The organism is Halalkalibacter sp. HAAS-P014, from assembly GCF_056619965.1.
The window spans coordinates 199123-222881 of sequence record NZ_JBWQTV010000016.1; the positions used below are offsets into that span (position 1 = coordinate 199123).

General features: G+C 36.9%; 19 protein-coding genes, 5 tRNA genes and 1 other RNA gene. 4 read left to right on the plus strand and 21 right to left on the minus strand.

The window, feature by feature from the left end:
* The first annotated feature begins 1 nt into the window (after nucleotide 1).
* Nucleotides 2-883, plus strand: a complete 882-nt coding sequence (locus AC1FXZ_RS13805; protein ID WP_480054586.1) for a hypothetical protein — start codon at nucleotides 2-4, stop codon at nucleotides 881-883.
* A 134-nt stretch (nucleotides 884-1017) separates the two neighbouring features.
* On the opposite strand, the gene AC1FXZ_RS13810 is transcribed toward AC1FXZ_RS13805, so the two are convergent.
* The 11 genes from AC1FXZ_RS13810 to AC1FXZ_RS13860 all read right to left on the minus strand — a co-directional run bounded on the left by AC1FXZ_RS13810 (nucleotide 1018) and on the right by AC1FXZ_RS13860 (nucleotide 13205).
* Nucleotides 1018-2532 (minus strand): rhomboid family intramembrane serine protease, encoded by a 1515-nt coding sequence (locus AC1FXZ_RS13810; RefSeq protein ID WP_480054588.1) that lies wholly within the window; start codon nucleotides 2530-2532, stop codon nucleotides 1018-1020.
* A gap of 155 nt (nucleotides 2533-2687) precedes the next feature.
* Entirely contained in the window at nucleotides 2688-2891 is a 204-nt protein-coding gene (locus tag AC1FXZ_RS13815; protein WP_480054590.1) for a sodium:proton antiporter, read from the minus strand.
* A 72-nt stretch (nucleotides 2892-2963) separates the two neighbouring features.
* A complete protein-coding gene (locus tag AC1FXZ_RS13820; RefSeq protein ID WP_480054592.1) occupies nucleotides 2964-3920 on the minus strand; it encodes an L-lactate dehydrogenase in 957 nt (318 codons plus the stop codon).
* Nucleotides 3921-3986: 66 nt separating this feature from the next.
* Nucleotides 3987-5006, minus strand: a complete 1020-nt coding sequence (locus tag AC1FXZ_RS13825; protein WP_480054594.1) for a ThiF family adenylyltransferase — start codon at nucleotides 5004-5006, stop codon at nucleotides 3987-3989.
* Nucleotides 5007-5016: 10 nt separating this feature from the next.
* Nucleotides 5017-5805: a DUF92 domain-containing protein gene (locus AC1FXZ_RS13830; RefSeq protein WP_480054596.1), complete on the minus strand. Its 789-nt coding sequence runs from the start codon at nucleotides 5803-5805 to the stop codon at nucleotides 5017-5019.
* A complete protein-coding gene (locus tag AC1FXZ_RS13835; RefSeq protein ID WP_480054598.1) occupies nucleotides 5805-6362 on the minus strand; it encodes a 5-formyltetrahydrofolate cyclo-ligase in 558 nt (185 codons plus the stop codon). Before AC1FXZ_RS13835 ends, AC1FXZ_RS13830 begins: the two co-directional genes overlap by 1 nt.
* Before the next feature lie 120 nt (nucleotides 6363-6482).
* A complete protein-coding gene (gene rpmG / locus AC1FXZ_RS13840) occupies nucleotides 6483-6632 on the minus strand; it encodes a 50S ribosomal protein L33 (RefSeq protein WP_034624960.1) in 150 nt (49 codons plus the stop codon).
* A gap of 79 nt (nucleotides 6633-6711) precedes the next feature.
* The gene (locus AC1FXZ_RS13845) at nucleotides 6712-7389 is read right to left on the minus strand and encodes a hypothetical protein (protein ID WP_480054600.1); all 678 of its coding nucleotides are present in this window, start codon (nucleotides 7387-7389) and stop codon (nucleotides 6712-6714) included.
* A complete protein-coding gene (locus tag AC1FXZ_RS13850; RefSeq protein WP_480054602.1) occupies nucleotides 7352-9769 on the minus strand; it encodes a sugar phosphate nucleotidyltransferase in 2418 nt (805 codons plus the stop codon). The genes AC1FXZ_RS13845 and AC1FXZ_RS13850 overlap by 38 nt, the downstream gene beginning before the upstream one ends.
* 16 nt (nucleotides 9770-9785) lie before the next feature.
* Nucleotides 9786-12563 carry a 1,4-alpha-glucan branching protein domain-containing protein gene (locus tag AC1FXZ_RS13855; RefSeq protein WP_480054604.1) on the minus strand — a complete coding sequence of 926 codons (2778 nt, stop codon included), beginning with the start codon at nucleotides 12561-12563 and terminating at the stop codon, nucleotides 9786-9788.
* A gap of 12 nt (nucleotides 12564-12575) precedes the next feature.
* A complete protein-coding gene (locus AC1FXZ_RS13860) occupies nucleotides 12576-13205 on the minus strand; it encodes a DUF4912 domain-containing protein (protein WP_480054606.1) in 630 nt (209 codons plus the stop codon).
* 611 nt (nucleotides 13206-13816) lie between these two features.
* Here AC1FXZ_RS13860 and AC1FXZ_RS13865 point away from each other — a divergent pair.
* Nucleotides 13817-14146 (plus strand): hypothetical protein, encoded by a 330-nt coding sequence (locus AC1FXZ_RS13865; protein WP_480054608.1) that lies wholly within the window; start codon nucleotides 13817-13819, stop codon nucleotides 14144-14146.
* 534 nt (nucleotides 14147-14680) lie between these two features.
* Here AC1FXZ_RS13865 and AC1FXZ_RS13870 read toward each other — a convergent pair.
* The 4 genes from AC1FXZ_RS13870 to AC1FXZ_RS13885 all read right to left on the minus strand — a co-directional run bounded on the left by AC1FXZ_RS13870 (nucleotide 14681) and on the right by AC1FXZ_RS13885 (nucleotide 19282).
* A complete protein-coding gene (locus tag AC1FXZ_RS13870; RefSeq protein WP_480054610.1) occupies nucleotides 14681-16774 on the minus strand; it encodes a peptidoglycan D,D-transpeptidase FtsI family protein in 2094 nt (697 codons plus the stop codon).
* A 79-nt stretch (nucleotides 16775-16853) separates the two neighbouring features.
* A non-coding RNA gene (ssrS, locus tag AC1FXZ_RS13875) (6S RNA) lies at nucleotides 16854-17033 on the minus strand.
* A gap of 149 nt (nucleotides 17034-17182) precedes the next feature.
* Nucleotides 17183-18472: an MFS transporter gene (locus AC1FXZ_RS13880; protein WP_480054726.1), complete on the minus strand. Its 1290-nt coding sequence runs from the start codon at nucleotides 18470-18472 to the stop codon at nucleotides 17183-17185.
* Between the two features lie 201 nt (nucleotides 18473-18673).
* A complete protein-coding gene (locus AC1FXZ_RS13885; protein ID WP_480054612.1) occupies nucleotides 18674-19282 on the minus strand; it encodes a superoxide dismutase in 609 nt (202 codons plus the stop codon).
* A gap of 246 nt (nucleotides 19283-19528) precedes the next feature.
* On the opposite strand from AC1FXZ_RS13885, the gene AC1FXZ_RS13890 reads away from it, so the two are divergent.
* Complete coding sequence (locus tag AC1FXZ_RS13890) at nucleotides 19529-20341, plus strand: undecaprenyl-diphosphate phosphatase (protein ID WP_480054614.1); 813 nt, start codon at nucleotides 19529-19531, stop codon at nucleotides 20339-20341.
* 66 nt (nucleotides 20342-20407) lie between these two features.
* Here AC1FXZ_RS13890 and AC1FXZ_RS13895 read toward each other — a convergent pair.
* From AC1FXZ_RS13895 to AC1FXZ_RS13920, 6 genes are all read right to left on the minus strand, one after another.
* Nucleotides 20408-20497: transfer RNA gene (locus AC1FXZ_RS13895), tRNA-Ser, on the minus strand.
* 7 nt (nucleotides 20498-20504) lie between these two features.
* Nucleotides 20505-20581: transfer RNA gene (locus tag AC1FXZ_RS13900), tRNA-Ile, on the minus strand.
* 4 nt (nucleotides 20582-20585) lie between these two features.
* A tRNA-His gene (locus AC1FXZ_RS13905) sits at nucleotides 20586-20661 on the minus strand.
* 31 nt (nucleotides 20662-20692) lie between these two features.
* Nucleotides 20693-20766, minus strand: a tRNA-Met gene (locus tag AC1FXZ_RS13910).
* Nucleotides 20767-20773: 7 nt separating this feature from the next.
* Nucleotides 20774-20848, minus strand: a tRNA-Asn gene (locus AC1FXZ_RS13915).
* Between the two features lie 220 nt (nucleotides 20849-21068).
* The gene (locus AC1FXZ_RS13920; RefSeq protein WP_480054616.1) at nucleotides 21069-22694 is read right to left on the minus strand and encodes a Na/Pi cotransporter family protein; all 1626 of its coding nucleotides are present in this window, start codon (nucleotides 22692-22694) and stop codon (nucleotides 21069-21071) included.
* Nucleotides 22695-22909: 215 nt separating this feature from the next.
* Between AC1FXZ_RS13920 and AC1FXZ_RS13925 the strand changes: the two genes are divergently transcribed.
* Entirely contained in the window at nucleotides 22910-23677 is a 768-nt protein-coding gene (locus AC1FXZ_RS13925; RefSeq protein WP_480054618.1) for a DUF1189 domain-containing protein, read from the plus strand.
* The last annotated feature ends 82 nt before the right edge of the window (nucleotides 23678-23759 follow it).

Sequence of the window (23759 nt, forward strand, 5' to 3'; positions counted from 1 at the left end):
GATGAATAAATGGAAATTTGCTATTACCTTATTGATTACTTCTTTTTGTGTAGGGCTCTTCTTAGTAGTCATGATTAAACCAGAGCCTTTACGTGACGCCCTTATATTCTTCCCTCTTGACCCAAATGCATCATTTGAAGAGGCTACTTCGCACATTGAATTTCAAGCAATGGAAGATGAGGACGAATACATTTTAGATTGGAGTGTCACATCCGTATTAAATCAGCCTGCTTATTTACGGCAAGATGTCTCGCTTTTGTTTGAAGATGGCTATTTAAAAGATACGTTATCTTCATGGCGTGAAAATACGGATACGATTCAAATCGAGAAAGACGTTACATCAGATGATAGTGGACATTATCGCGTCGTAACTTTTCATCATGCTGAAATCCACTATCCAAATGATGAGATTACAAGTGCTCAAAAGTTAAGCTTTGACCAACTGTACGTCATCGACTCACCATTAAGCCCTTTGCATGCATTTCGTACTCCAAGGACTGAAGAAGAAAAAGAAAGCAAACGAATACTAGACTATATCTTAACGCAGCAGCAAGATTATGATTGGGACGCTTTATTTGAATACTATAATTTACCTAAGGATGGTTATGAGCGAATTCCACTAACCGACCTTGTCTTATATGAGGATAAACCGATTCCAGGATTAACAGAAGAAAAAACCGCTCAATTCCTTGGCGGTCTTTGGGAGGGATTATATAAAAATTACGTGTTAGGCATTACTAAAGAAGATGGTACTACCGTAAGCCCTATTGGAAGCACAGTTCCAGTCATCCTTGTCCCTGAAACAGCTGACCACTTTTTTGTCCTGTTTAGAACAGCAGATGGGGAGCCTATTCAACTTTTACAAACAATCCAACCAGATTAAAAATTGAACATAGAGGCCACTGAAAAAGAGTGCTTTTCCCTTTTTCAGTGGCCCTATTCGAGGTACTTTTTCAGCGCCCTCAGTATTCACTCTTTTTTAGTATCCTCTAACAATGTAGAAAAAAAGACGAGAGATTACGTTGTTCCTTCTTCATTTAGCCGTTCTTGCAATTCAAGATACTGTTCATCTGGTAAGATCTCAATTGCTCTCTTTAAAGAAGTACGCGCTTTTTCGATTTGATCATATTCTAAATAGATAAGTGATAAATTATAATGAGCTTCATGAAACTCTTCTCGCATCTTTATTGTTTCAAGTAATAGCTCCTTTGCCTCTTCATAATTCTCAAACATCGCTTCCACATAGGCTAATAAAAAAGTCGCTTCAGGAATGTCTTCACTTTCTTCAACTGCTTTTTTCAAAAAGGGATAAGCTGATTCTAAATCGTCATTTTGTAAATGTTCTTGGCCTATTTGCAAAACTAAAAGTGGCGAAGAAACTTTGTCTTCATTAGTCATCCCAACCCAATAAAATCCTAACAAAAAACAGATCGTAACACCTAAACTTGCCAATTGTTTAACACTTTTCTTATGCCTAGGTAAATGAACGATCATAGAAGCTAAAAACCCTCCAATTAACCCTCCTATATGTGCACCATTATCAACCATAGGTACCACTAAACCGAATACAAGGTTGATAGCTAAAATGGTTAGCAAGCTTTTCCCCATTGTACGAAAAAACAATTTCTTATGAATGGTCCCAAAGTATAATAACGCCCCGAAACAGCCAAATATGGCTCCGGAAGCACCAGCTGCTACTTGCTCGTTAAAAGCAAAGCTCGCAATCGATCCGGACAATCCAGCGACAAAATAAATAAACAGGAATCGAACTGTTCCATACATTCTTTCCACAGCACTACCTAGATAAAACAGCGCTAATGAATTCATGAACAAGTGCAAGAAACCAATATGCAGAAACATCGCTGAAAAAAAACGCCACCATTCTCCTTCAATAATTAGAGGATTATATTTCGCACCAAATTCTATTAAGGTTAAGATTGATGTACTACTGCCCATACTTTCTACTACATAAAACATTACTGAAATACTAATTAATAAGGCTATTGTAGCTATCGGCTTTCCATAAAAAAATAACGATTTCTCTTCCTTCTCTCGGTCATTCGATACTTGTCGAATTTGTTGTTTAAGATGAAAAGTAGTCGTCTCAAGACCCTCAATCGTTTCAATATCCGGGGCAAGTGGAAGGTCGATAAGGTCTGTGTGATTTTTATCGATAATTGATGTATAGACTACCGTTCGTTTCTTCTTACTTTCATAAAATGGTTTTTTTATATCATCCCACTCATCAACAGGGGGAAATAAACTAACATATATAACCTCACCAATGACATTACGAAGACGTAAATGTTTTCTTACACGTTCAAACTGCTTTACCGTTTCAATTACATCTCTTCTTAACTGGTTTGCAAAATCAATGTCTTTTCTGACTAAACGTATTATACGCCTCGGCCTTGTTTCTTCATCCTCTAACCAGACTTCTTGGGAATTTCTATCAAGAATTCGATACTTCTTCACAAAAACATAATGATGAACTAATCTCCAAAAATAATAATCATGCTTCAATGCATCCATTTAGAACCTCCTTCAACTCCTTTTTTTATTATAACAAGGTTTTTAATGGTAGAAGGATAGAAGGATCACCTTAATAAGCTTTAACCTTTTTTTGCAAAAATCACAAACAAAAAGGCCCGTCCTTAAACAATTTAAAGACAGACCTTTTGATTGAGCTAAAAATTTTCTTGTGGACGGTTAGATTGAAAGACCGAACCAAGTACTTTATCACGGATAAACGGGATTTGCATCGCAAACATTACGGCTATTCGGCGTAGCATTCTCCGTCTTAGAAAAGCGTTTATCACGCGATAACGATACTTATAAGCAAAATACACTGAGAAAATAAGCGATACAATTGAAATGAGACGTTGAAACATATTGATCCCTCCTAAGCTTAATTTGCCTGTGATTCGCTTCTTTTATCCATTTTTCTTAAGAATAGGCAGAGATTAACTTAAGTCCTGCACTGGCTTCATTGCTTCCTTTAATGTGGTTGCAGAGAACTTAAGTTTCTTCAATTCATCCTTATTTAAACTTAGTTCTAGCACTTCACGAACGCCTTGTCGATTCACAACTGTTGGGACTCCAATATACACATCATCTAAATCATATTGACCTTGCAACAAAGTTGAGATCGTTAAGATTGAATTTTCATTTCGAAGGATTGCACGTGTTAACCTTACTAATCCCATTGCGATGCCATAGTACGTTGCACCTTTACGGTCAATAATATGATAAGCTGCGTCACGTACATTAGTGAAAATTGAATCTAGCTCTTGCATGTTCACATGGTTAACCTCATCTACATAATTCAGTATAGGTTTTCCACCTATATCAGCATGACTCCAAACTGGTAATTCTGTATCACCATGCTCTCCCATAATATAGGCGTGAACATTACGAGAGTCTACATTAAAGTATTCGCCGAGCATGTAACGAAATCTAGCTGTATCAAGTATCGTCCCAGAACCAATTACTCTTTCCATTGGTAAACCTGAAAACTTCCATGTTGCGTAAGAAAGAATGTCAACAGGATTGGTTGCTACAATAAAAATCCCATTAAAACCACTTGCCATTACCGATGAAACAATATTTTTGAAAATCTTAGCATTTTTTTCGATAAGATCAAGTCTCGTTTCACCTGGCCCTTGATTGGCACCAGCTGTTATAACAACAAGGTCAGCTTCCTTACAATCTTCATATTCACCAGCCCAAATTTTCATCGGTGATCCAAATGGCATACCATGATTTAGATCCATTGCATCTCCTGCTGCCTTTTCTTTATTAAGATCTAATAAGACCAACTCGTCTACGACTTCTTGATTAAGAAGGGCATAAGCATAACTTGAACCAACAAAACCAGTACCAATTACAACAACTCTTGTTCCTTTTCCTCTGGCTTCCATGTAAAACACCACCTTTCACCTAAATTCTACTTCCTATATAAGGGACTTCAGGAAACGTTTATAGGTTTAACCCCCAATATACTTACTATACAGAGATTTTGCCCTTGCCACTTCTTCTGTCCCTTGCACTAGCACTCGTCCATCAGGAAACAGAACAAAACGTTCTCCTTCTTGAAGGTGAACACGAAGTAAAAATGGTGTTAATTTAATCTCAGCAACAGACTCAAGTTTATCAGCCCAAAAAGATAAATCGATTTTCTCTTTCCTTTGAATTTGGACCGTCTCTCTACCACATAATGTTGTGACATGATCTTCTTCATCAACTAATGCTGGGAATTCCCCTTTTTGACATGTAGGACAATCTTTTTTACTCTCCTGCATTTTCAAATCAAATTGATGATTCTTCCATAAATCAAAACTGCGCAGAGTACCTCTTAGTGACGTCTCGTCTTCCACTAAATATTTTAGGACTTCAACGACTTGATATGAAGCAACAATATCTACAACAGGGCTAATAACACCAATCGTATCACAAGTTTGCCCAGATCCTTCTCCTTGGTTAATAAAACAACGAAGACATGGAGTCTTCTCCGGAATGAATAAAGCAGACATCCCTCTGGAACTTACCGCTCCACCATAAGCAAAAGGGATACCATATTTAAAGCACATATCATTTAATAGAAACCGTGTTCGAAAGTTATCTGTTCCATCTAATACAAGGTCAATTCCTTCTAATAAACTTGGTAAAGTATCTAGTGTTACATCTGTAACAATTCCTTCTACTTTCACACTAGAATTGACCGCTTTTAGCTTTCGCTCAGCTGCAACCGCTTTGGGTAAACTTTCTTTAACATCATATTCATCAAAAAGCATTTGCCTTTGAAGGTTACTCATCTCTACATAATCACGATCTGCCATGCGAACTAGACCGATCCCTGCTCGTACAAGGTGATTAGCAAGTACAGTACCTAAAGCGCCGACACCAACAATTAATACTGATTTAGTACCTAATTTCCTTTGTCCCTCTTCACCAATAGGGTTAAAACGCATCTGCCTTGAATATCGCTCAATTGAACTATGTTCCATCTCGTCCTCCTTACAAAATAAATGAGCCTGCTACCATACCAACTATAGCTCCTAAAAATGTACAACCAAAGTTAACAAAATCATTATTTACCCATACTTTACCTTTTACCCGAATAGTCTTTCTGTCACAATGCATACTTCGTTCAGTTTCTAGTGAACAAACTGGACAACGATAAACAACTTGCCACAATGCGCCTATCGCGGTGTCAAATAAATTCCCTACAAAACCAGCAATAATTAGGACAACTAAAAGGATAAAGTTGTTAGAAAAGCCATCCCACAAAAAAAACAAAGCTAGAAAAGAGATTGCGAAACTCCCCATAAAAGCTGCAATAGTTCCTAAAGGACTAATCGCTCCAGATGTCCCAGCCGGAACTCGTTTCCTTTTGAGTATATGAAATGGTCTCGCTTTACTATAAGAACCAATTTCAGAGGCCCACGTATCAGAGTTTGCAGAAGCTAAACTAGCAATAAAACCTAAAATTAGAATTTCTGAAGGATGGTAGTAATAGAGAATTGCTAATAATGCGGAGACTCCCCCATTTGCCATAACTTGAATAGCATCTCTTTGTTGACCTTTTTGCACAATATTTGCTTCTATTTTATTTGATTTTATCGACCCAATCAGAATAGAACTAAAAAAGAATAGTCCTAGCAAAATTAAACCAGGTAATTCAAACCCAACTGTAATTAAGGCCCCCACTATAAATGCCGCTATTGATCCACTTATTGTTAATTTTTGTTTGACTAAGGCAAATATAGAAATGAGTAGGACTACAATCAGCAAACTAGTTTTCATTAGTAGAGACCTGTTGGGCCGAAAACATAATCAATTTGAACATCATGCTCTTGGGTAGGGACAGTAGAAACGATTTGGCAAGGAAAAGCCAAAGCGATTGTTGGCACCTGAATCTCAGAAAGATATCGGTCATAAAATCCACCACCGAACCCTAGACGAGATCCATTTTTATCAAAGGCTAGTCCAGGTACAATAACAAGTTCTATTTTGCTATTATCAATCATTGGGCACAAATCAACATTGGGTTCTTTTAAATTATACGGTCCCTCTTCTAACTGATCAAAATTGCTAATTTCATAAAAAGTCATGGTTTTGTTCTTAAAGTTTGCACGTGGAACCACTACTTTCTTCCCTTGTTCCCATGCCGCTTCAATTAAATTATATGTATCAACTTCTCGATTACGTGAAATAGTTAATGCAATTACTTCTGCAGTTTGCCAATAAGTTGAAGCAAAGAGCTGTTGGACAATTTTTTGAGACCATTCTAGCAATTTTTCTTTCGGGTACGTATTTAACTGCCTACTTATTCTATCTCGTATATCCTTTTTTGTCTCCACCACACTCTCCCCCTCATATCATGAATACATTACTGTAAATTTAAAATAAAAAACTAAAAAACCTACTGACTGTCTCCACTGATTTTAACCAAAGAAAAAAGCAGCGGAAAATCCAGCTGCTTACTTTGTTTCGCGATGTAGCGTATGGCGCTTTAATCTTGGGCTGTATTTCTTGAATTCAATACGCTCAGGATTTGTGCGCTTATTTTTTGTTGTAATATAGTTACGATCGCCTGTCTCAGTGCAAGCAAGAGTTACTTGTACACGCATTCGCTATCCCTCCAGACTGTGCTTACTTCATACTTGAATATGATAGCAAATCTTTTCAATTCATTCAAGTGGTTTTTCTTTACAGGATTTGTTCCGTCACTTGTTCTAGTTGTTGTGACTTAATTTGTTCATTATGTTTAAAGTAAACTTCTTCTTTGGATTGGCCCTTGATTTCCCAAACTCGTCCATATGTTTCTTGCCATGGGTCCAACTGAAGTCTAGTAACAATCATCCCTTCTTGGCCATCTTGGCACAATGGGGCTAAAGCTAGATTTCCTTTTTGACTGCACCAAATTTTATCTTTTTTACCTACCGCTAATTGACTATCTCCACCCTGAAAAAAGTGAGTTCCAAAAAGTGTTAAGTGTTTTTTGCCATAATGGATGATTGCCTGTTTAATAGGTGATACAAAAGATAAAGTTGATTTGATATCTCCAAGAGATTGTTGGTGACTTATAAATTTCACATCTTGTTTTTTATCAGATTGGTTTTTTAAGATAAACGTATAAATTGATCCTTGATCTTCAGTACATTCTTGCAAGATAGTGATCTGTAATTTCCATTCTTTGTGAAACGCAACAATAATAGAAAGATCCCTTCCTCTTTCATTTTTAGGTGACATTTCCCACTCATCACTACTTAACCATGAGCACCTTCCATGTAACCAAATCCCGAAATGTTTAAAAGAATGACTATTTTCGCCTAAAAAAGCAATCGTATTAGGATGTCTGTTTTTTGATAACATTAATTTGTTCAATGTATTCACCTGCCAATTGTTGTGCATGTGCTCCATCTTTTGATTGAGCATAAACCGTAAATGTTGCTTGGTCTTGATCCGGAACGATCAGTGTCCAACTTCCTTCTGTGTGTTTCACTTTCATCCCATCGATAAGTTCAACATTCTTTCCTTTTAAAGATTCCATTAACTTTCTCATTACCAACCCTTTTTGTTGGGTTTGGCATGTAACTTCTTGCTTATAGATAGATTGTAATGGTAATTTACTTATTACATCCGATAGAGTAGTTTGACTTTTTGATAAGTAATCAAATATAAGAGCTAAAGCAAACGGTGCGTCATATGACATCATTTGGACAGTTCCTTCTGATTCCATCATTTCTCGTGCTGACGTTTTCGTCCTTATAAGTTTCTTATCGTAAGTAGCAGCTATCTCTTCTAATGCTGTTCCACCATAAAGAGGGACAGCTAACTCCGACCTAAAGCCTTTTTCTAATTGTATATAGATAAACAGCATTAACTGTTCTTCTTCAGTAACCAGCTCGCCTTTTTCAGTCATTAAACTAATAAATTCTCCACTTTCTCCTATCATGACACCAAGATCTAACTTGTGACTTGTTACATAATTCTCCATAGTACCTATATCAATTTGTTCATTAATTCTATGGACATTACAACCAAGCTCTTCAAGTAACGTTGATAGAAATGAAACACTGCTTTTTGATTCTTCGTACATAACAATATTTAATTTACGTGAACTTATTAGATTCCTATCTACCTGCGTAAATAATTCTGATAAATATTTTGCTTCTAGTGCATGATTTCTTTCGTACTTCCCAACATATTCAAAAGCTACTCTACGAAAAGAGTGAAATGCTAGAATCTGTTCAATGTCACGTTGTTCAGAAGAACCAATTGGCAGGCCTTTTTCATTAAAAAATTCAATAACCAAATTCTTTTCATGATTTTTATCAGCTAACCTTATATAAGCTCCTCCACTAGCTTCTTCTGCTTCTATACTATATCTAAGGACTGGTAGCATAGTTTGTGGAATTTCTTCAACATGAACACCTGTTGCTTGTAAGCTTTGGATAAAAGACAGTTTCATAACCTCCGAAAATGAATGGCTATCACTAGATACATATACTTTTTCACCTTGATTACGTAAAGTTCCATACGCTGCACCAAGTTTAGCAGCATCTTCAGGTGTCATTTCAATATTAGCAATTCCATTAGCACGATGACCTTTCAACAATGAAGTAGCTGCGACTTCATTCCAGACATAAGCTTGTGGTACAATGGTTGATGCTTCAACTCTCTTATAAGGCCATACTTTTACTTCTGGTTGGACTTTTGCTTCCTCACCAATACTAGTATTATGACCGACAACGGCATCTTCAAATAACATTGCCTTTGTGCCTACCTTAACACTTTCGCACAATGTAGCACCTCTTAGCTCACTATAATCTCCAATGTAGGTTCCGTCCCACAAAACGGAACGCTTAATAGATGCTCCATTAGAAACCGTTGAATCTGATCCGATGACAGAATACTGACCTACACAAGAGCCTGATCGAATTATTGAATTGGAACCAATAGAAACAGGACCATCGAGCTTAACTCCCTCTTCAATAATTACATTTTCTCCTACCCAAATTGTCGGTTCAATTTCTGTTCCATACAAAGAAGCCTTAACCAATCCATTTAATAAATCACTATGAGCTTGGCGATATTGTTTTAGGTTTCCAATGTCAGACCAATAACCGTCTGCAGAATACCCAAACAATCCCAATTGCTCGGCTAACAATTTAGGAAATACATCCTTGCTGAAATCTACTACTGTGTCTTCTTTAATATGTGAAAAAATCTCCGGGTTCATAATATAAATACCCGTATTGACAGTGTCACTAAATACTTCACTCCAACTTGGCTTTTCTAGAAAGCGAATAATTCTATCTTGTTCGTCTGTCATAATCACACCAAATTCAAGTGGGTTATTTACTTGCTTCATAAAGATCGTCACGAGGCTATTATTCTTTTCATGAAAGTCTATCCCAGATTGAAGATTAAAATCAGTTAGAGCATCTCCACTAACAACTACGAAAGGTTCATCTAAAAACTCTTCTGCTTGTTTTACGCTACCAGCCGTTCCCAAAGGTGACGTCTCTTCAAAATATGTAAGGTTCACCCCAAATTTTGACCCATCACCAAAATAATCTCGAATCACATCAGGTAAATATTGAATTGTAACTGCAATATCTGTAATCCCATACTTCCTTAATAACTCTATACTATATTGCATAACTGGTTTTTGGATCATTGGTACCATTGGTTTTGGTACATTACAAGTAAGTGGGCGTAGCCTCGTTCCTTTTCCGCCTGCCATAATAACACCTTTCATTTAATATCCTCCCTCACTAAATTGTTAGTTCTAACTCTCCAATAAGACACTTCTCAATTTCTATTTCAGTATGTCGGGCAATCGTTTCCCAATTGAACTTCGACTTCACATCTCGCAAGCCTTGAGTAGCAAGAGCTTCTCTTGCTATTGGATGGTTATATAAGTATAAAGTTTGTGTTACTAGGCTCTGAATATCCCCAGGCAGCATCTTCAATCCATTAACTTCATGCTCGATAATCCCTGCTAACCCACCTATATCAGAGACAATCGTTGCTTTTCCAGCAGCTAGACCTTCAAGAGCAACAATCCCAAAAGGTTCATACAAGCTAGGAAATACTGCTGCATCACACTGACTAAACCAAGCATTCCTCTCCTCATCACTTATAAACCCAAGGAAGGTAACATGTGATTCCAGTTGCCTCTCTTGTACTTGCTGCTGATAACTTGAAAGCATCGGGCCTTTACCTGCGATAACAAAGCGAATCTTTTCATTTCTTTCTTTTAATACGGCTGCTGCATCAATCACAGTTTGATAGCCTTTTTCTTTAACCATTCTTCCAACTGAAAATACTGTAAACTTGTTGTTATCAGCTAACTGAATTGTGTTTTGATTCGACTGTAACAACTCAATATCAACACCATTCGGGATGACAGCAAGCTTATGTTCTGGTAGCTGAAATATTGTTGATAGTTCTTCTTTCATGTAATCACTGCATACAATCACCTGATCTGCTTCATATGTTAACTCCCATTCTTTTTGGTTAATTTCATATTGAAGCTCACTATGAATGCCATTATTTCTGCCATGTTCTGTTGCGTGAATCGTAGCTAGAAGTGGAATCTTCATTGACCTTTTTAGTCCGGTCGCTGCCACACCTACCAACCAATCATGAGCATGAATAATATCAAACTGTTGTTTCCTAGCAAGTCGTTTAATATAACGGATCATTTCGAAATTCAAACTTCCAACCCAATCAAAAAATTGTCCCGCTTCAGGTTGTAAGCCTTTGACTCGATGAACATGTACGCCTTGATTTATTTCATATTCAGGATATCCTTTAACATAAGAGGTCACGACATGAACCTCATGCCCCAACTCGACCATTGCCCTTGAAAGATCGAAGACATGACGCGACAGTCCTCCTACCATCATTGGTGGGAATTCCCAGCTAAGCATTAAAATTGAACGTTTAGGTTCTTTATCATCCTCTTCTTTTGATTGAACATAGGCATCATGAGGTGAGAAAAAGATACGTTCATCAATCTCTAGTAAAAAAGGAAAACTTTGTTCCATTCCTTCTATCCATTCCTCTTTAATCGAACCACTCAGTAACTTTTCCTTCGTAACATCAAATCGGTTAACGTGGGTGGAAAAGCGTTCTTCCGCATACTGTACAGCACTTTGACCATCAATTATAAAAGCCCAATCACTACTAACTGCGAGCATCCATTCACGGATCATTTGTTGTAAATAACGTCTCTCTAATTTTGTTGGATTTGAAAAGAGAGCAACTACTGTCGCAAGATCTGTTTCCATACGGTGATGATGACGATAAAGGTAGGCATTCTTCTCATTCACCCATACGTGTCCATAGCCCTCTCTTCCCCAAGTAGAAAAAGAGATATGAGCAGTATCAAAATCTTGATAGTGCCGATCAATATAGCTATCTGGAGTAATAAACTGAACTCTTCCTTTTCCCTTTTTTAATACTTGTCCAATCCAATCAGGCCCTTCAAACCACCAATGCCCAAATAATTCAGCATCAAAAGGGGTTACCATAAGGTAGGGAGGATAACATTGTTCTCCATGTACATTTATTTCTTGCTCAATCGAATGTAAAAAGTGGTCTGCATGGGCATTAACTTTCCCCTCTGCCCACTCACGAACATAGATATCCTTTGCTTCTCCCTCTCCAGTGATTCTTTTATGTTTAATTCCGGTATCGATTCTAATTCCTTCCTCATGAACATATGGTTTTATATAATCCCAATCACGTTCATAAGCAATATCACGGTAAAATTCTCGATAATCAACATCACCTGGATAGCCTAAAGTAGAGCTCCATACTTTACTTGATAAATCTGTATGCCTCGGAAATAATATCAAACCATGTGGTGAATATATGGGCGCTCCACTTCCCTTTGAAGGAGAGGGATCAGCAGTTGTAATTGCATGCTCATCCACAAAAGAATAAGTAATACCTTCCTCAACTAAAATACGATCGATTCCAGGCGCAAATGCACATTCAGGTAACCAAAATCCCCTAGGTCTAGTACCAAAATGCTTCTCAAAACAACGAATGGCCTCAACAATTTGAGAACGCACAGCAGCTTTTGTTTTTACAAATGGTAAAAATGCATGTGTCGCTGCACTAGTTATACATTTAATGACACCCTTATCAAAATACTTTCGAAAGCCATTAATAATATTTTTATCAAAACCAAGAAAAGTTTCCTTAATTTTCTGATATCTATTTGTATAAAATGAAACAAGCATCTCTTCTTCTTCAGAATTTACCAATCTCAATTCTTTGCTTAGTAACTCTTCCGTTTTTATTACATAATCCAAATACCTCTCTTGAATAATTGGATCTGCAAGCATTTCAAGTACTGGTGGTGAAAACGAAATGGTTAGAACATCAAATGTATCAACTTCATCTAACTCCCAAAGAAGGGGAATATACGACTCCGTTATTGCTTCAAATAACCACCGTTCCTCCAGCCTCCCTTCTTCCTTATGCCTAACATAAGGAAGATGAGCATGCAAAACTAAAGAATAATAACCTTCCTTCAAAAAAAATCACCCCTATTTTATTGATTCATAATATGAATATGTACTGAAATGCTCAAGCCACTTTGGTTCAGATAACTTCCCTTCTTTCCATTGATTGACTACATCAGCATGCAGGTTCTTCACTCCATCTTCAGAACGTGAAGTATCGATGGCATTAGAACGAACTAGCGCAAGAAAAGAACCTTGTCTAGTCTCAATTCCTATATCAGCAATATAGGTCCTATTCGGTTCTAGGTTGTGGACAAACCAATTATTTGTCATCTCAGGTAGGTCAATATCAAAATAGCGATGAGCATTATGACCATTAAAATCAAGCATTGTACAATCATAAATCCTTAATTTTTTTTTCGAATCTGACCACTTCGTTCTTATTTGATGTTCTGCAATTTGTTGAAGTGATGAACTAATTTCCCAAAAGACGTGTATAGTTTTTGGTCCCTGTGGAAGTATAGTAGCCTCATCACGTTCATAGCTCTCAGGAATAGTTGGTGTGAAGTGTTCTGTTATTAATTCATGTTTCTCTTCTTGTTGCTGAAACTTTTGATAACGGTATTGAACTTTTCCTACTGTCGTATTTAGTTCGTCTGCAATTTTCCGGAAAGAGTATCCTTTTTTTCGTAAAGAAAGAATTTGTTCAATCAATCCCTTCCACCCCTAATTAATTTTTTTGACAACCTAACTAAAATAGAATTAAATCAATAATCCTAAGATTCAGTTTATTAAATCTGTAATAATGCTTAATAAACAATTATAAATTAAAGTGATTTCTACCATATGGACATCTCCTTCTATTCTCTTAAAGAAGATATCATTCGCACTTATAATTCCAGTATATAGCAATTTCCCAATATGAATTTAACCTATTTCAAACAGTTAGTGTCTAAATTACTGACATTTAATGTCGGTTGAAAAATTCCTTATGTAGCTGTGATTAAGCTTATAGCGTTTTGCTATGTACATCATACATTTGAAATTTCCAGCTAACAAGCAGTCCATTTTGTCTCATTTTGTCAGGTCAAAGCTAGTTATGCATTCCCGTAACGAAAAAAATTATTCGTCTTTTTTCGCTATCTTTTTTTGTCAAACCAAAGCAGTCACTATTTGACGAATAAACAATAAAAAGATCGAGTTTAGAGTCAAATAGGACACCATGTCGAAAATACATTTTTTACTTTTATTTTATGCGGAGTTTTTCGTAAATTCTCTTGTTAGCTAGTATAATAATCATAGAAAAGATGGAAAGAAGGTTTCTTATGGTGGAAATAACTATTGTCATATTACTTTCTCTTGCTATGCTTCTTTTTGTACTATCTTTTTTTCAAAAAGATCGCACAAAAGAATTAGAAAAACAACTTGATCAAATGTCGATTACCCATATGCAAGAGATTTATCAATTAAAAAAGAGAATTCATCTATTAGAGGAAGAATTATTAATTAGTCCTAGTAGCAGTAAATCAACATCACAAAAATTAGTCGATGAAGTAATCGAACTATATGAAAAAGGCTTCGATACTGAACTAATTGCAATGCAAACTAAGTTATCAATAAGGGAGGTTTCCCATATACTTGAGCGTCACATGTAAACCTTGTTAAAGAATGAACAGTCATAATGTGCTAGAGCTTTCTTATAAAAAATCATTAATAATTAAATAATTTTTATTCACAGTAAGATAACTACACGAATAAAATATCATATATTATTAATCGATAGTAATTCTACAGCATATTATCTTACACTCAATTATTAAAAGGTTGTTTTCGTAAAGTTTATTGCTATTAGAAAGTTTTTACTCGTAGTGAAATGAAGGGAAGTCACTCGACTCCTGTGGGATTTAGAGGTAAGGGCGAGACCCCACAGGCGCAGCCGAGGAGGCTCGGCACCTCCCCATGGAAAGCGAGTGACTGGAGCGAAATGGAACGAACATGCGAATATACGCAAGCCTAAAAACAACAAAGTATGCGAGTCAGCCTATTAAAAAGAGGTTGCCTCAACCAAAACTTCTGACCTATAGTTAGACAATATAAACATGTGAACCATCACACACTTAATATTGTCAAACCTTCATGTCAGAGCCTTGGTGAGACAACCTCACTTTTCGTATACAATTGTAGAATTCTTACTCATCCGGTTGCTCAAGAATTGGACGATCTACTTTTACTGGTCCATTACGCACTTCTTTCAACTTAAAGTAGGCATCTAATGCTTCACTAGCAATTTCTTGAGCCATCCCTTGTCTACCACCATTTCTTTCCAATTTGACATTCGGAACGACAACGGCAAACGCAATTTCTGGATTATCATATGGTGCATAACCGACAAGCGTCTGTGTATTCCCATCAACGAGCCTGCGATTTTCTCCCTCTCCAACAGGTACTGAAACTTGCGATGTACCTGTCTTACCAGCAGGTTGATATGATTTATTAGCAAAGCGACTACTCGCAGTTCCATTTGTTATAACCCGTCTTAAACCTTGTTGCACCCTCGAAATATATTCGTCATTCATATCTACCCGATTAAGAACATTCGGTTCAAACTTTTGAACGACAGCCCCTTGACTATCCGGATCAGATACAGGTTCACGAATTTCGGTTACCAACCGAGGTTGCATGCGGTAACCATCGTTAGCAATTGTCGCAATATATTGTGCTAATTGTAAAGTTGTATACGTGTCATACTGACCAATCATTAAATCAAGTAGTTTCCCATGTATAGACGTTCCACCACTTAAACCAGTAGAGTATGATGGGAGATCGATTCCTGTTTCTACCCCTAAACCAAACTGACTAAAGTGATACCTTATTGTATCGTACGCTTCTTTGACAGAGTCTGTTGTCCAATTACAATTGTTTGGATAATTACAATTTGCCAAAAGCATCGCCATTTCAAACATATAAACGTTCGATGACACTTCAAGTGCCCGAACATCATTTACCCAGCCATAATTTCTCACTGATTTTTTATCAGGTGTATCCGGCAAGCGAATAGGTCGATCATTAAAACTTTTTCCAGGATGAGCAACTCCTGTTTCAAAGCCCGTTAAGACCGAAGCTCCCTTCACGGAAGATCCCATTTCAAATGCCTTTGTTACATTACCAATATGATCTGCATAAGTAGTCCGATCTTGTCCTGCTGGGTCATTGAAACCAGCCATCGCCAAAATGTCACCAGTTCGTGGGTCCATAAATACAGCATAAGCAGATCGATCTAAGATAAATGAGTTACTAGCCTTTTTCATCTCACTATTAATAATATCTTCAACACTCTGCTGGAATTCCATATCTACACTAAGCACAAGGTCATTCCCACGCTGCCCTTCACGCTCATTTACTGATCTTTGAACAGTATTTCCACTAGAATGTGTGATACTTTCAACAACAGCCTTTTGTCCACGTAAGACATCTTCATATTGATGTTCTAGAAAACTTGTACCAACAAAATCAGAACGATCGTATCCTCTTGATAAATAATAATCAACCTTTTCTTTTGGGATAGATCCTGTTGAACCGAAGACACTGCGCAGCGTCTCTCCATATACGTAATTACGTCGAGAATCTCGCAAGATATCAACACCAGGAAGTCGATCTAAATTTTCACTTAATCGGTGAGCTTCTTCTTCAGTAATTCCTCTTTTAATTCGCTGTGGAGAATTAGCATACCCACGACTCATTTCACGGTATATGGCGAGCACACGTAACTCCCCATCCGTTAACGAATCTATCGCTTCATCAGATACACGTTCAACTTCTAACCGGTACTCTTCAGTTGTACTGTCTATTTCCCTTCGTTCTTCCTGACTTACCAATTCGTAACGTTCTTCTTGGCTCATTTGCATTAAAATATAATCTCGTTTATCACGCTCAGTAATTCGGTCTATTTCTACTTCAATCATTTCTGCTAAGTCTCTCGCAATACTAAGCATAGTCTCCGGATTAGTTGACCGAGAAGGGTTAGTATATGTAACAGATAACTCAAGCTGATTATCTACAACTACATTTCCATAGCGATCATACATAACCCCTCTAGGTGCATCAATTCGAGCTGTAGTATTACTTGTTCGTTCTAATTCTTCAACAAATTCTTGTCCTTCAACAATCTGCACAACTCCGAGCCGAAGAATAAGAGCTGAAAACAAAACGAAAACAGCAAAGAAAAGAATATTCAACCGAGCTGGTACATGATGTTTCTTTTTACGCTTGGACGTTTTCCCCACTAGAATATTCCTCCTTGAAATTTCTATAATCAATAGAATAGACACCTTCAATTAAGGTGCCTAGAGTAAGATTCAATATTGATAACCCGCGTATGCCGTTGCTTCAGTTGTTTCATGAACCTACTCTCGTAGGTGGGTGTTCGCAGAAGCTCGTTCAACGTCCAGAAATACTGGCATGTTGGCTGAGTTTCAATGTAGAACTCCCTTAAAAAATTCAAGGTTCGAAACAAGGAGAAGCTGACTAACACGGCAGGCAACGTTTCTGTTGATTTCATTATAGCATACACCTTTTTATTGTCAAAAGGAAACCAAATCCAAAAAACAAAAAGAAATTTCTAAAAAGCAAAAGACATAACAACTCGCCTATTTTTTAAAAGCAATTAAAGAATAGGCTGTAAATTGGCCTCTCTAGACACTTGTCCCACTTCCACCAGAAGGATCACCATCTCCTCCTTTTTGCCTAGCAAAGCTATAACTTTCTCCTCCTTTATTTTCTTTAAAATGTACGTTTCTAACAAAGAAATAAATAAGCGCATGTCCTGCCCCTAAAATAAGCAAAAGGACCGGAATTCCTTGTTCTTCCGAAAAGAGCGTAACTGTTGCTAAAAATGCCAAAACAGAAACGATTCTACCCGAATTAACAAAAAGCTCCCTTACAACTATATATTCCACTCTCATCTCAGCTGCCTTCCAACCTTTTCCAATAATATCAAAAGTTAAAGACACATATGGTACAAGCAACATAGGGTATGCGATTGAAACTACAACACCATACGTAATTAATTTTGCAAAACTCAACTCACCTAATACAATGATGAAAATCGCTCCGTATAGAATTAACCCTCCAATTAAAATTAACCTTTTTCTAAAAGTTGGTTTAATTATTCTTGTAATGATAAAATAAGCAACAAACTGTGTTGCTGAAGCAACGAGCCCATACGTACCAATGGCCAATTCACTTCCTGTTGCAATGTAGACCCATACAGTAATCACAAATACAAATGTACCTTCTCTCAAACCTTGGAAAAAATGAGCTCGTAAAATTCGCCTCCAGTTCGGATTGTTTTTTCGCTCTTTAAGTATCCTCTTAAAATAAAAATGCCCTTCTGCTGATCGCCTCTTTAACAAAAAGCTCGTTAAAACCGCTGCTAAAAATAATGAAAGAGAAATGGTAAAAATCACCGTATAACCTGTGAATTGCTCCATTCTTGTAATGATAACCCCAGAAAGAATAGGCCCTATCATTCCTGCAAAAGAAGTTAATAACCCTAAAAAACCATTAAAGAAGTCTCTTGTTTCCGGTTCAGTAATTTCAAATGTTAGAACATTGAAGGCAAGCCAATAAAACCCAAACCCTGTACCTATTAATGCACCCAACAGTAATAAATATTGATTAGCATTATCCCCTAAAAACAAAACCGTTGAGAAAAAAATGGCGAGTGCTATTACACCTGCTCGCAAGACAATAACTCGATCAATTTTTTTTGCAACTTTACCGGCTAAAATGAAAGCAAAAGGCTGCATAAGTACTGAACCTAAATTGTATAAAGCAATATCGACAAATTCACCTGATTGTTTCCACAAATACACATTAACAAAAGTATTAGACAAAGCGATACTCAAAGCATATAACCCACCAATTATGAGCAAAAGCTTTAAGTCCCTTGTCACTTCTATGTCACCAATCATTTTTTTCATCAATACTTTATTCACCGACTCCACCACCCTCACAAATAGTGTGTCACCTGAAAATGCGGTTATACACAAAACAATTAAGGTTACTTGCAGTGTGGCGTTGACGATTTCAGCCATTTTTTCTCGATCGACACAAAAAGACTCTAAGGTATGAAAGGTTCTTAGGAACCCTCATCACACTTAGAGTCTTGATAAACAAGCTACTTATTTAGCTTCGTTAAAACGTTTAGCAACTTCATCCCAATTTACTACATTCCAGAATGCATTGATGTAGTCAGGACGACGATTTTGGTAATTTAAATAATAAGCATGCTCCCAAACATCTAGGCCTAGGATTGGCGTTTTGCCTTCCATAAGCGGTGTATCTTGGTTTGGAGTACTTGTAACAGCAAGTTTACCTCCATCAACAACTAACCATGCCCAACCAGAACCGAAACGGTTAGCAGCAGCATTAGCAAACTCTTCTTTAAATGCGTCTAAGCTTCCGAATGTAGAAGTAATTGCATCTGCAAGTTCTCCAGTTGGAGCTCCTCCACCATTTGGACTTAGGATTTGCCAAAATAAACTGTGGTTTGCATGACCTCCACCATTGTTACGAACTGCTCCACGAATGTTTTCAGGAACTGCATCCAAGTTAGAAACTAAATCTTCAATGCTTTTACTTGCAAGCTCATCATGCCCTTCAAGTGCTGCATTTAACTTAGTAATGTAAGTGTTGTGATGCTTACCATGGTGAATGTTCATAGTAGCCTCATCGATATGTGGTTCTAATGCGTTTGCTGCATAAGGTAATTGTGGTAATTCGTAAGCCATTATAAATTCCTCCTCAGATTTAATATGTAATCCAAAAATGTTAACTTAATCAACATTTTTGTTTCATAAGTCTTCCAATTATTACATTACCAAATATTGAACATTCTTGCAACGATAATGCTCATATCAATTGGTAACTTAGACAAGAATACTATACCCTTAAGTGAAAGAAATAAACGTTAAATCGTCATAACCACTAAGCCAACAAAATAAAGATGTACAAACCTAACTTTACGGAGGATAATTATGAGTTGGCCGGAAGCAATTTTGATAGGATTAATTCAAGGTATTTCAGAGTATTTACCCATCTCTAGTACTGCGCTAATATTAATTGTTCAGCGCCTTCTCAATATCCAAATTGGAGAGGATTTTAAATTAGCATTTGAGACTTTTTTACATATCGCTTCCATTTTGGCAGCTATTGTGTACTTTCGTTATGACTTAAAAAAAATCCTGCATGATTTTGCTATCTATATAAAAACTAGAAATCGAGTGACTCAAACCAATTATCAATTTGTATGGTTAATTATCATATCAACATTCATTACTTTAGTCGTTGGTAAAATTTTAGAATTTACTCTAGGTGATAGCATGACAAAACCTCCGACAATTGGCGTTTCCCTTATTATAACCGGTTTATCCCTTATCCTAATTGAACATGGAATTACAATTGGTAACCGATCGGTTTCACACTTACGAATAACTGATGGAATTGTTATTGGCTTTGGCCAAGCATTATCACTAATCCCTGGTATATCAAGAACAGGCAGCACTTTATTTACAGCATTTTGTTTAGGTTTAAATAAAGAAACAGCATTACGTTATTCGTTCATACTCTCCATACCAGTCATTCTCGGAATGACCATATTAAAAATGCCTCAGTTGTTGCAAAGTACATATGAAGCACATCTTTCCTCAATTAGCATTGCATTTATAGCCTCATTCATTTTTACTCTTATTGGAATTAAGTGTATAATTTCATTATTAAAGAACACAAAACTAACACACTTTGCACTGTATTGTATTGGACTTGGAATCATCACTTGGAAGTTTTTATAACTTAAATGGAAATAGAGCATAAAAAAAGATCTGCCAACGGCAGATCTTTTACTATAAGATGAGAAACGGAGGAAGAGGGATTCGAACCCCCGCGCGGTTTAACCCGCCTGTCGGTTTTCAAGACCGATCCCTTCAGCCGGACTTGGGTATTCCTCCAAATGTATGGTGGACCCTGTAGGACTCGAACCTACGACCAATCGGTTATGAGCCGAGTGCTCTGACCAACTGAGCTAAGGGTCCAAAATGGGGCGACTGATGGGAATCGAACCCACGAATGTCGGAACCACAATCCGATGCGTTAACCACTTCGCCACAATCGCCAAAAGTAGATTAAACTATAAAAAAAGGAAATAGCGGCGGAGGGAATCGAACCCACGACCTCACGGGTATGAACCGTACGCTCTAGCCAGCTGAGCTACACCGCCATAATTTTGGCTCCACAGGTAGGACTCGAACCTACGACCGATCGGTTAACAGCCGATTGCTCTACCACTGAGCTACTGTGGAATATATTCCAAGAGACAAGAACTATAATAACATAGTCTTTTATCTCGGTCAACATTTTTTTGTGGTTTTTTTCAACAGAGGTTCCTGCCATCCTGATATAACTTACCATAAATATAGTTATTAGACAAGCATTTTTTAAGTAGGTTGTCCCAGTGCCTTTATTCTCCCTTTGACAATACCACATTTAGGGGAAATATGACCTGAGACAACCTCATTCCTTTTATCTATCTTCACCAATTACTGCTTCAGCAATGTTTACCGCATGGTCCCCTATACGTTCTAAGTTACTTACGATATCAACAAACACTATACCTGCTGAACCTGAACATTTTCCTTCATTCACTCTCTCAATATGTTTCTTTCTAAGCTTACGTTCCATTTTATCAATCATTTCTTCTTTTGCTAATACAGAACGAGCCATTTCACCATCAACTAAGTCTAGAGCCTGTATTGCTTCGTTTAAAGTAGAAAGCGTTAATTCAGACATTTCTTGAAGGTCTTCAATAGCTTTATTTGAGATATGAACTTTATTTGCCTTTTGATAATCTTTTAGTTCGACTATATTCTCAATATGATCCCCGATACGTTCAATATCTCGAACAGTATCCATTAACATCGAATGCATCTTTGAATCATGGGCCGATAAAGAACGAGAAGAAATTTGAATTAAATAGTCCGTAATTTTACGATCTAAATTATTAATCGCATCTTCAAACTGAACCGACATCTCCGCATGGCGTTTTTGCCCATTTTCTAAATATTGACTGACTTCATAGAGTCCTCGCTCAGAAAACTCAGCCATACGTATAACTTCCTGTTTTGCTTGCCCTAAAGCAATGGCAGGAGAACTTCCGATAAATCGAGGGTCTAGATGTTTCGCTTTATACTCAATGCTATATTCATCACCTGGAACCAACTTCGTAACAATAATAGCTAATACAGCAACAAATGGCAGTTGGATCAGAGTATTAGATACATTAAATATTCCATGTGCAAACGCAATTGTCATTGGTCGATTCAGACCGATTTCAATTGCCAAATAACTAATAAGATTAAAGAAAAACGGATAAATTATCAAAACAATAATGGTTCCAACTAAGTTAAAAATAACATGCGTTAATGCAGCTCGTTTAGCCGCTACAGATGCTCCGATAGCTGCTAAGATGGCTGTAATCGTCGTACCAATATTGTCTCCAAATAAAACTGGTAAAGCCGCATCTAAGCCCATTGCTCCTTGTTCATATAACTGTTGCAATAATCCAATGGACGCACTTGAACTTTGAACTGCCACTGTGAAAATTGTTCCAATTAAAACCCCAAGAAGTGGACTTTGACTCATACTTACAGTAAGTTCAGCAAATGCTTCAAGATCTCTAAGTGGTTTAAGTCCTTCACCCATTAGATCAAGTCCATAAAATAGTGCTCCGAAACCAAACACAACTTGTCCATAATTGTTTACTTTTTTCGCTTTTATAAAGAAAATTAAAGCTGCACCTACCGCTAAAATCGGTAAAGCATATTCAGAAATGTTAATTCCAATAATAAAAGCAGTAACAGTTGTACCGATGTTTGCCCCCATAATAACACCAATTGCCTGTTTTAATGTCATAAAACCAGCATTAACGAGACCAATTGTTAGGACCGTCGTACCTGTACTCGTTTGTAAGAGAACAGTAACAAAAAGACCAGCAAATACCCCCATAACAGGGTTGGTCGTAAACTTGTCAAGAACATCACGAAGACCCTCTCCAGCAACTTTTTGAAGGCCATCCCCCATAAACTTTATACCAAACAGGAAAATCCCTAGCCCTCCAAAAAACATGAACAAGAGCGTTTGTAAATCCACAAATCCTCATCCCTTCATTTCCTAAGTCATTCATCCAAATTTTCGACAAACATCAACATGCACACCTTGTCTATTATTAAGCATATATTATTAGTTTGTAAACATAAAAATTAAAAAGTTTATTGGTATTTGATAAATATGAAAATTTAAAGGATATGTGTCTTTGTATGGAAATTTCAAATTATATTAGTTAAAATAACGAAAGAGTGGAAGAGGTGGTACTACTGAGTTACTGGGAATGGTTTTTTAAAAGCTTTTATAATAGAAAAGTTTTGGCATACAGTCGATTTCGACCGATTACAACTACCATTGGCTACGTACTATTTATCATGTTGCTAGCAAGTATTCCATACTTCATTTCATTAAATGCAACTGCAGTGTCTAGTATTAAACAACTCGACAACATTTTACAAAATGATTTGCCCGATTTTCACTTAGAGGAAGGGACGTTATATTGGGATTACGAGGATCTTTATTATACAGATGAGTTTAGTGAAGGTTTCTTCTTGATTGATCCTTCAAATGCTATTCCACAAGAAGAATTGAAACAATTAAATAACGGCATCGCTTTGAAACAGCATGACTTTCTTTTTGTTTCGGATGGCCAGGTTCAATCGATCTCATATTCTCTCCTCGGGTTACAGGCACTATCAAAAGATGATTTATCAGACCGAGTAAAACAACTACAAGGATTTCTTCCGATCATGTTAGTTATTATTACAAGCCTACTTTATGTAGGAATAACCGGGTTAGCCTTTCTTGGAATTTCTCTAATTGCCTATATTTCTCTGTTATTCAAAGGGAGACGTAATTTAGATTACCGTCAAGTCTGGCTTATTACCGCACACGCTATTACCCTTCCTGTAATAGTGTTATATTGGATTGATGTCTTACTTTATCCAATCCATTTAACTGCATTTATAGCTGCAACCTTTCTAATCGTTATAGTTTCGATTAAGTCTATACCCCTTCCAAAAAAGTAAAAAGCATAGAGGGCATAGAAAAAGGGAAGTTCACCCTTTTTTCATTTACTTGCAATGGCTTCTCTCTTTGCTCGCTTACTAT

What these genes read in the sequence shown, in the direction of transcription:
- AC1FXZ_RS13805 (WP_480054586.1), top strand. Translation starts at nt 2, where the DNA reads ATGAATAAATGGAAATTTGCTATTACCTTATTGATTACTTCTTTTTGT.
- AC1FXZ_RS13810 (WP_480054588.1), bottom strand. Translation starts at nt 2,532, where the DNA reads ATGGATGCATTGAAGCATGATTATTATTTTTGGAGATTAGTTCATCAT.
- AC1FXZ_RS13815 (WP_480054590.1), bottom strand. Translation starts at nt 2,891, where the DNA reads ATGTTTCAACGTCTCATTTCAATTGTATCGCTTATTTTCTCAGTGTAT.
- AC1FXZ_RS13820 (WP_480054592.1), bottom strand. Translation starts at nt 3,920, where the DNA reads ATGGAAGCCAGAGGAAAAGGAACAAGAGTTGTTGTAATTGGTACTGGT.
- AC1FXZ_RS13825 (WP_480054594.1), bottom strand. Translation starts at nt 5,006, where the DNA reads ATGGAACATAGTTCAATTGAGCGATATTCAAGGCAGATGCGTTTTAAC.
- AC1FXZ_RS13830 (WP_480054596.1), bottom strand. Translation starts at nt 5,805, where the DNA reads ATGAAAACTAGTTTGCTGATTGTAGTCCTACTCATTTCTATATTTGCC.
- rpmG (WP_034624960.1), bottom strand. Translation starts at nt 6,632, where the DNA reads ATGCGTGTACAAGTAACTCTTGCTTGCACTGAGACAGGCGATCGTAAC.
- AC1FXZ_RS13850 (WP_480054602.1), bottom strand. Translation starts at nt 9,769, where the DNA reads ATGAAAGGTGTTATTATGGCAGGCGGAAAAGGAACGAGGCTACGCCCA.
- AC1FXZ_RS13865 (WP_480054608.1), top strand. Translation starts at nt 13,817, where the DNA reads ATGGTGGAAATAACTATTGTCATATTACTTTCTCTTGCTATGCTTCTT.
- AC1FXZ_RS13880 (WP_480054726.1), bottom strand. Translation starts at nt 18,472, where the DNA reads ATGAAAAAAATGATTGGTGACATAGAAGTGACAAGGGACTTAAAGCTT.
- AC1FXZ_RS13885 (WP_480054612.1), bottom strand. Translation starts at nt 19,282, where the DNA reads ATGGCTTACGAATTACCACAATTACCTTATGCAGCAAACGCATTAGAA.
- AC1FXZ_RS13890 (WP_480054614.1), top strand. Translation starts at nt 19,529, where the DNA reads ATGAGTTGGCCGGAAGCAATTTTGATAGGATTAATTCAAGGTATTTCA.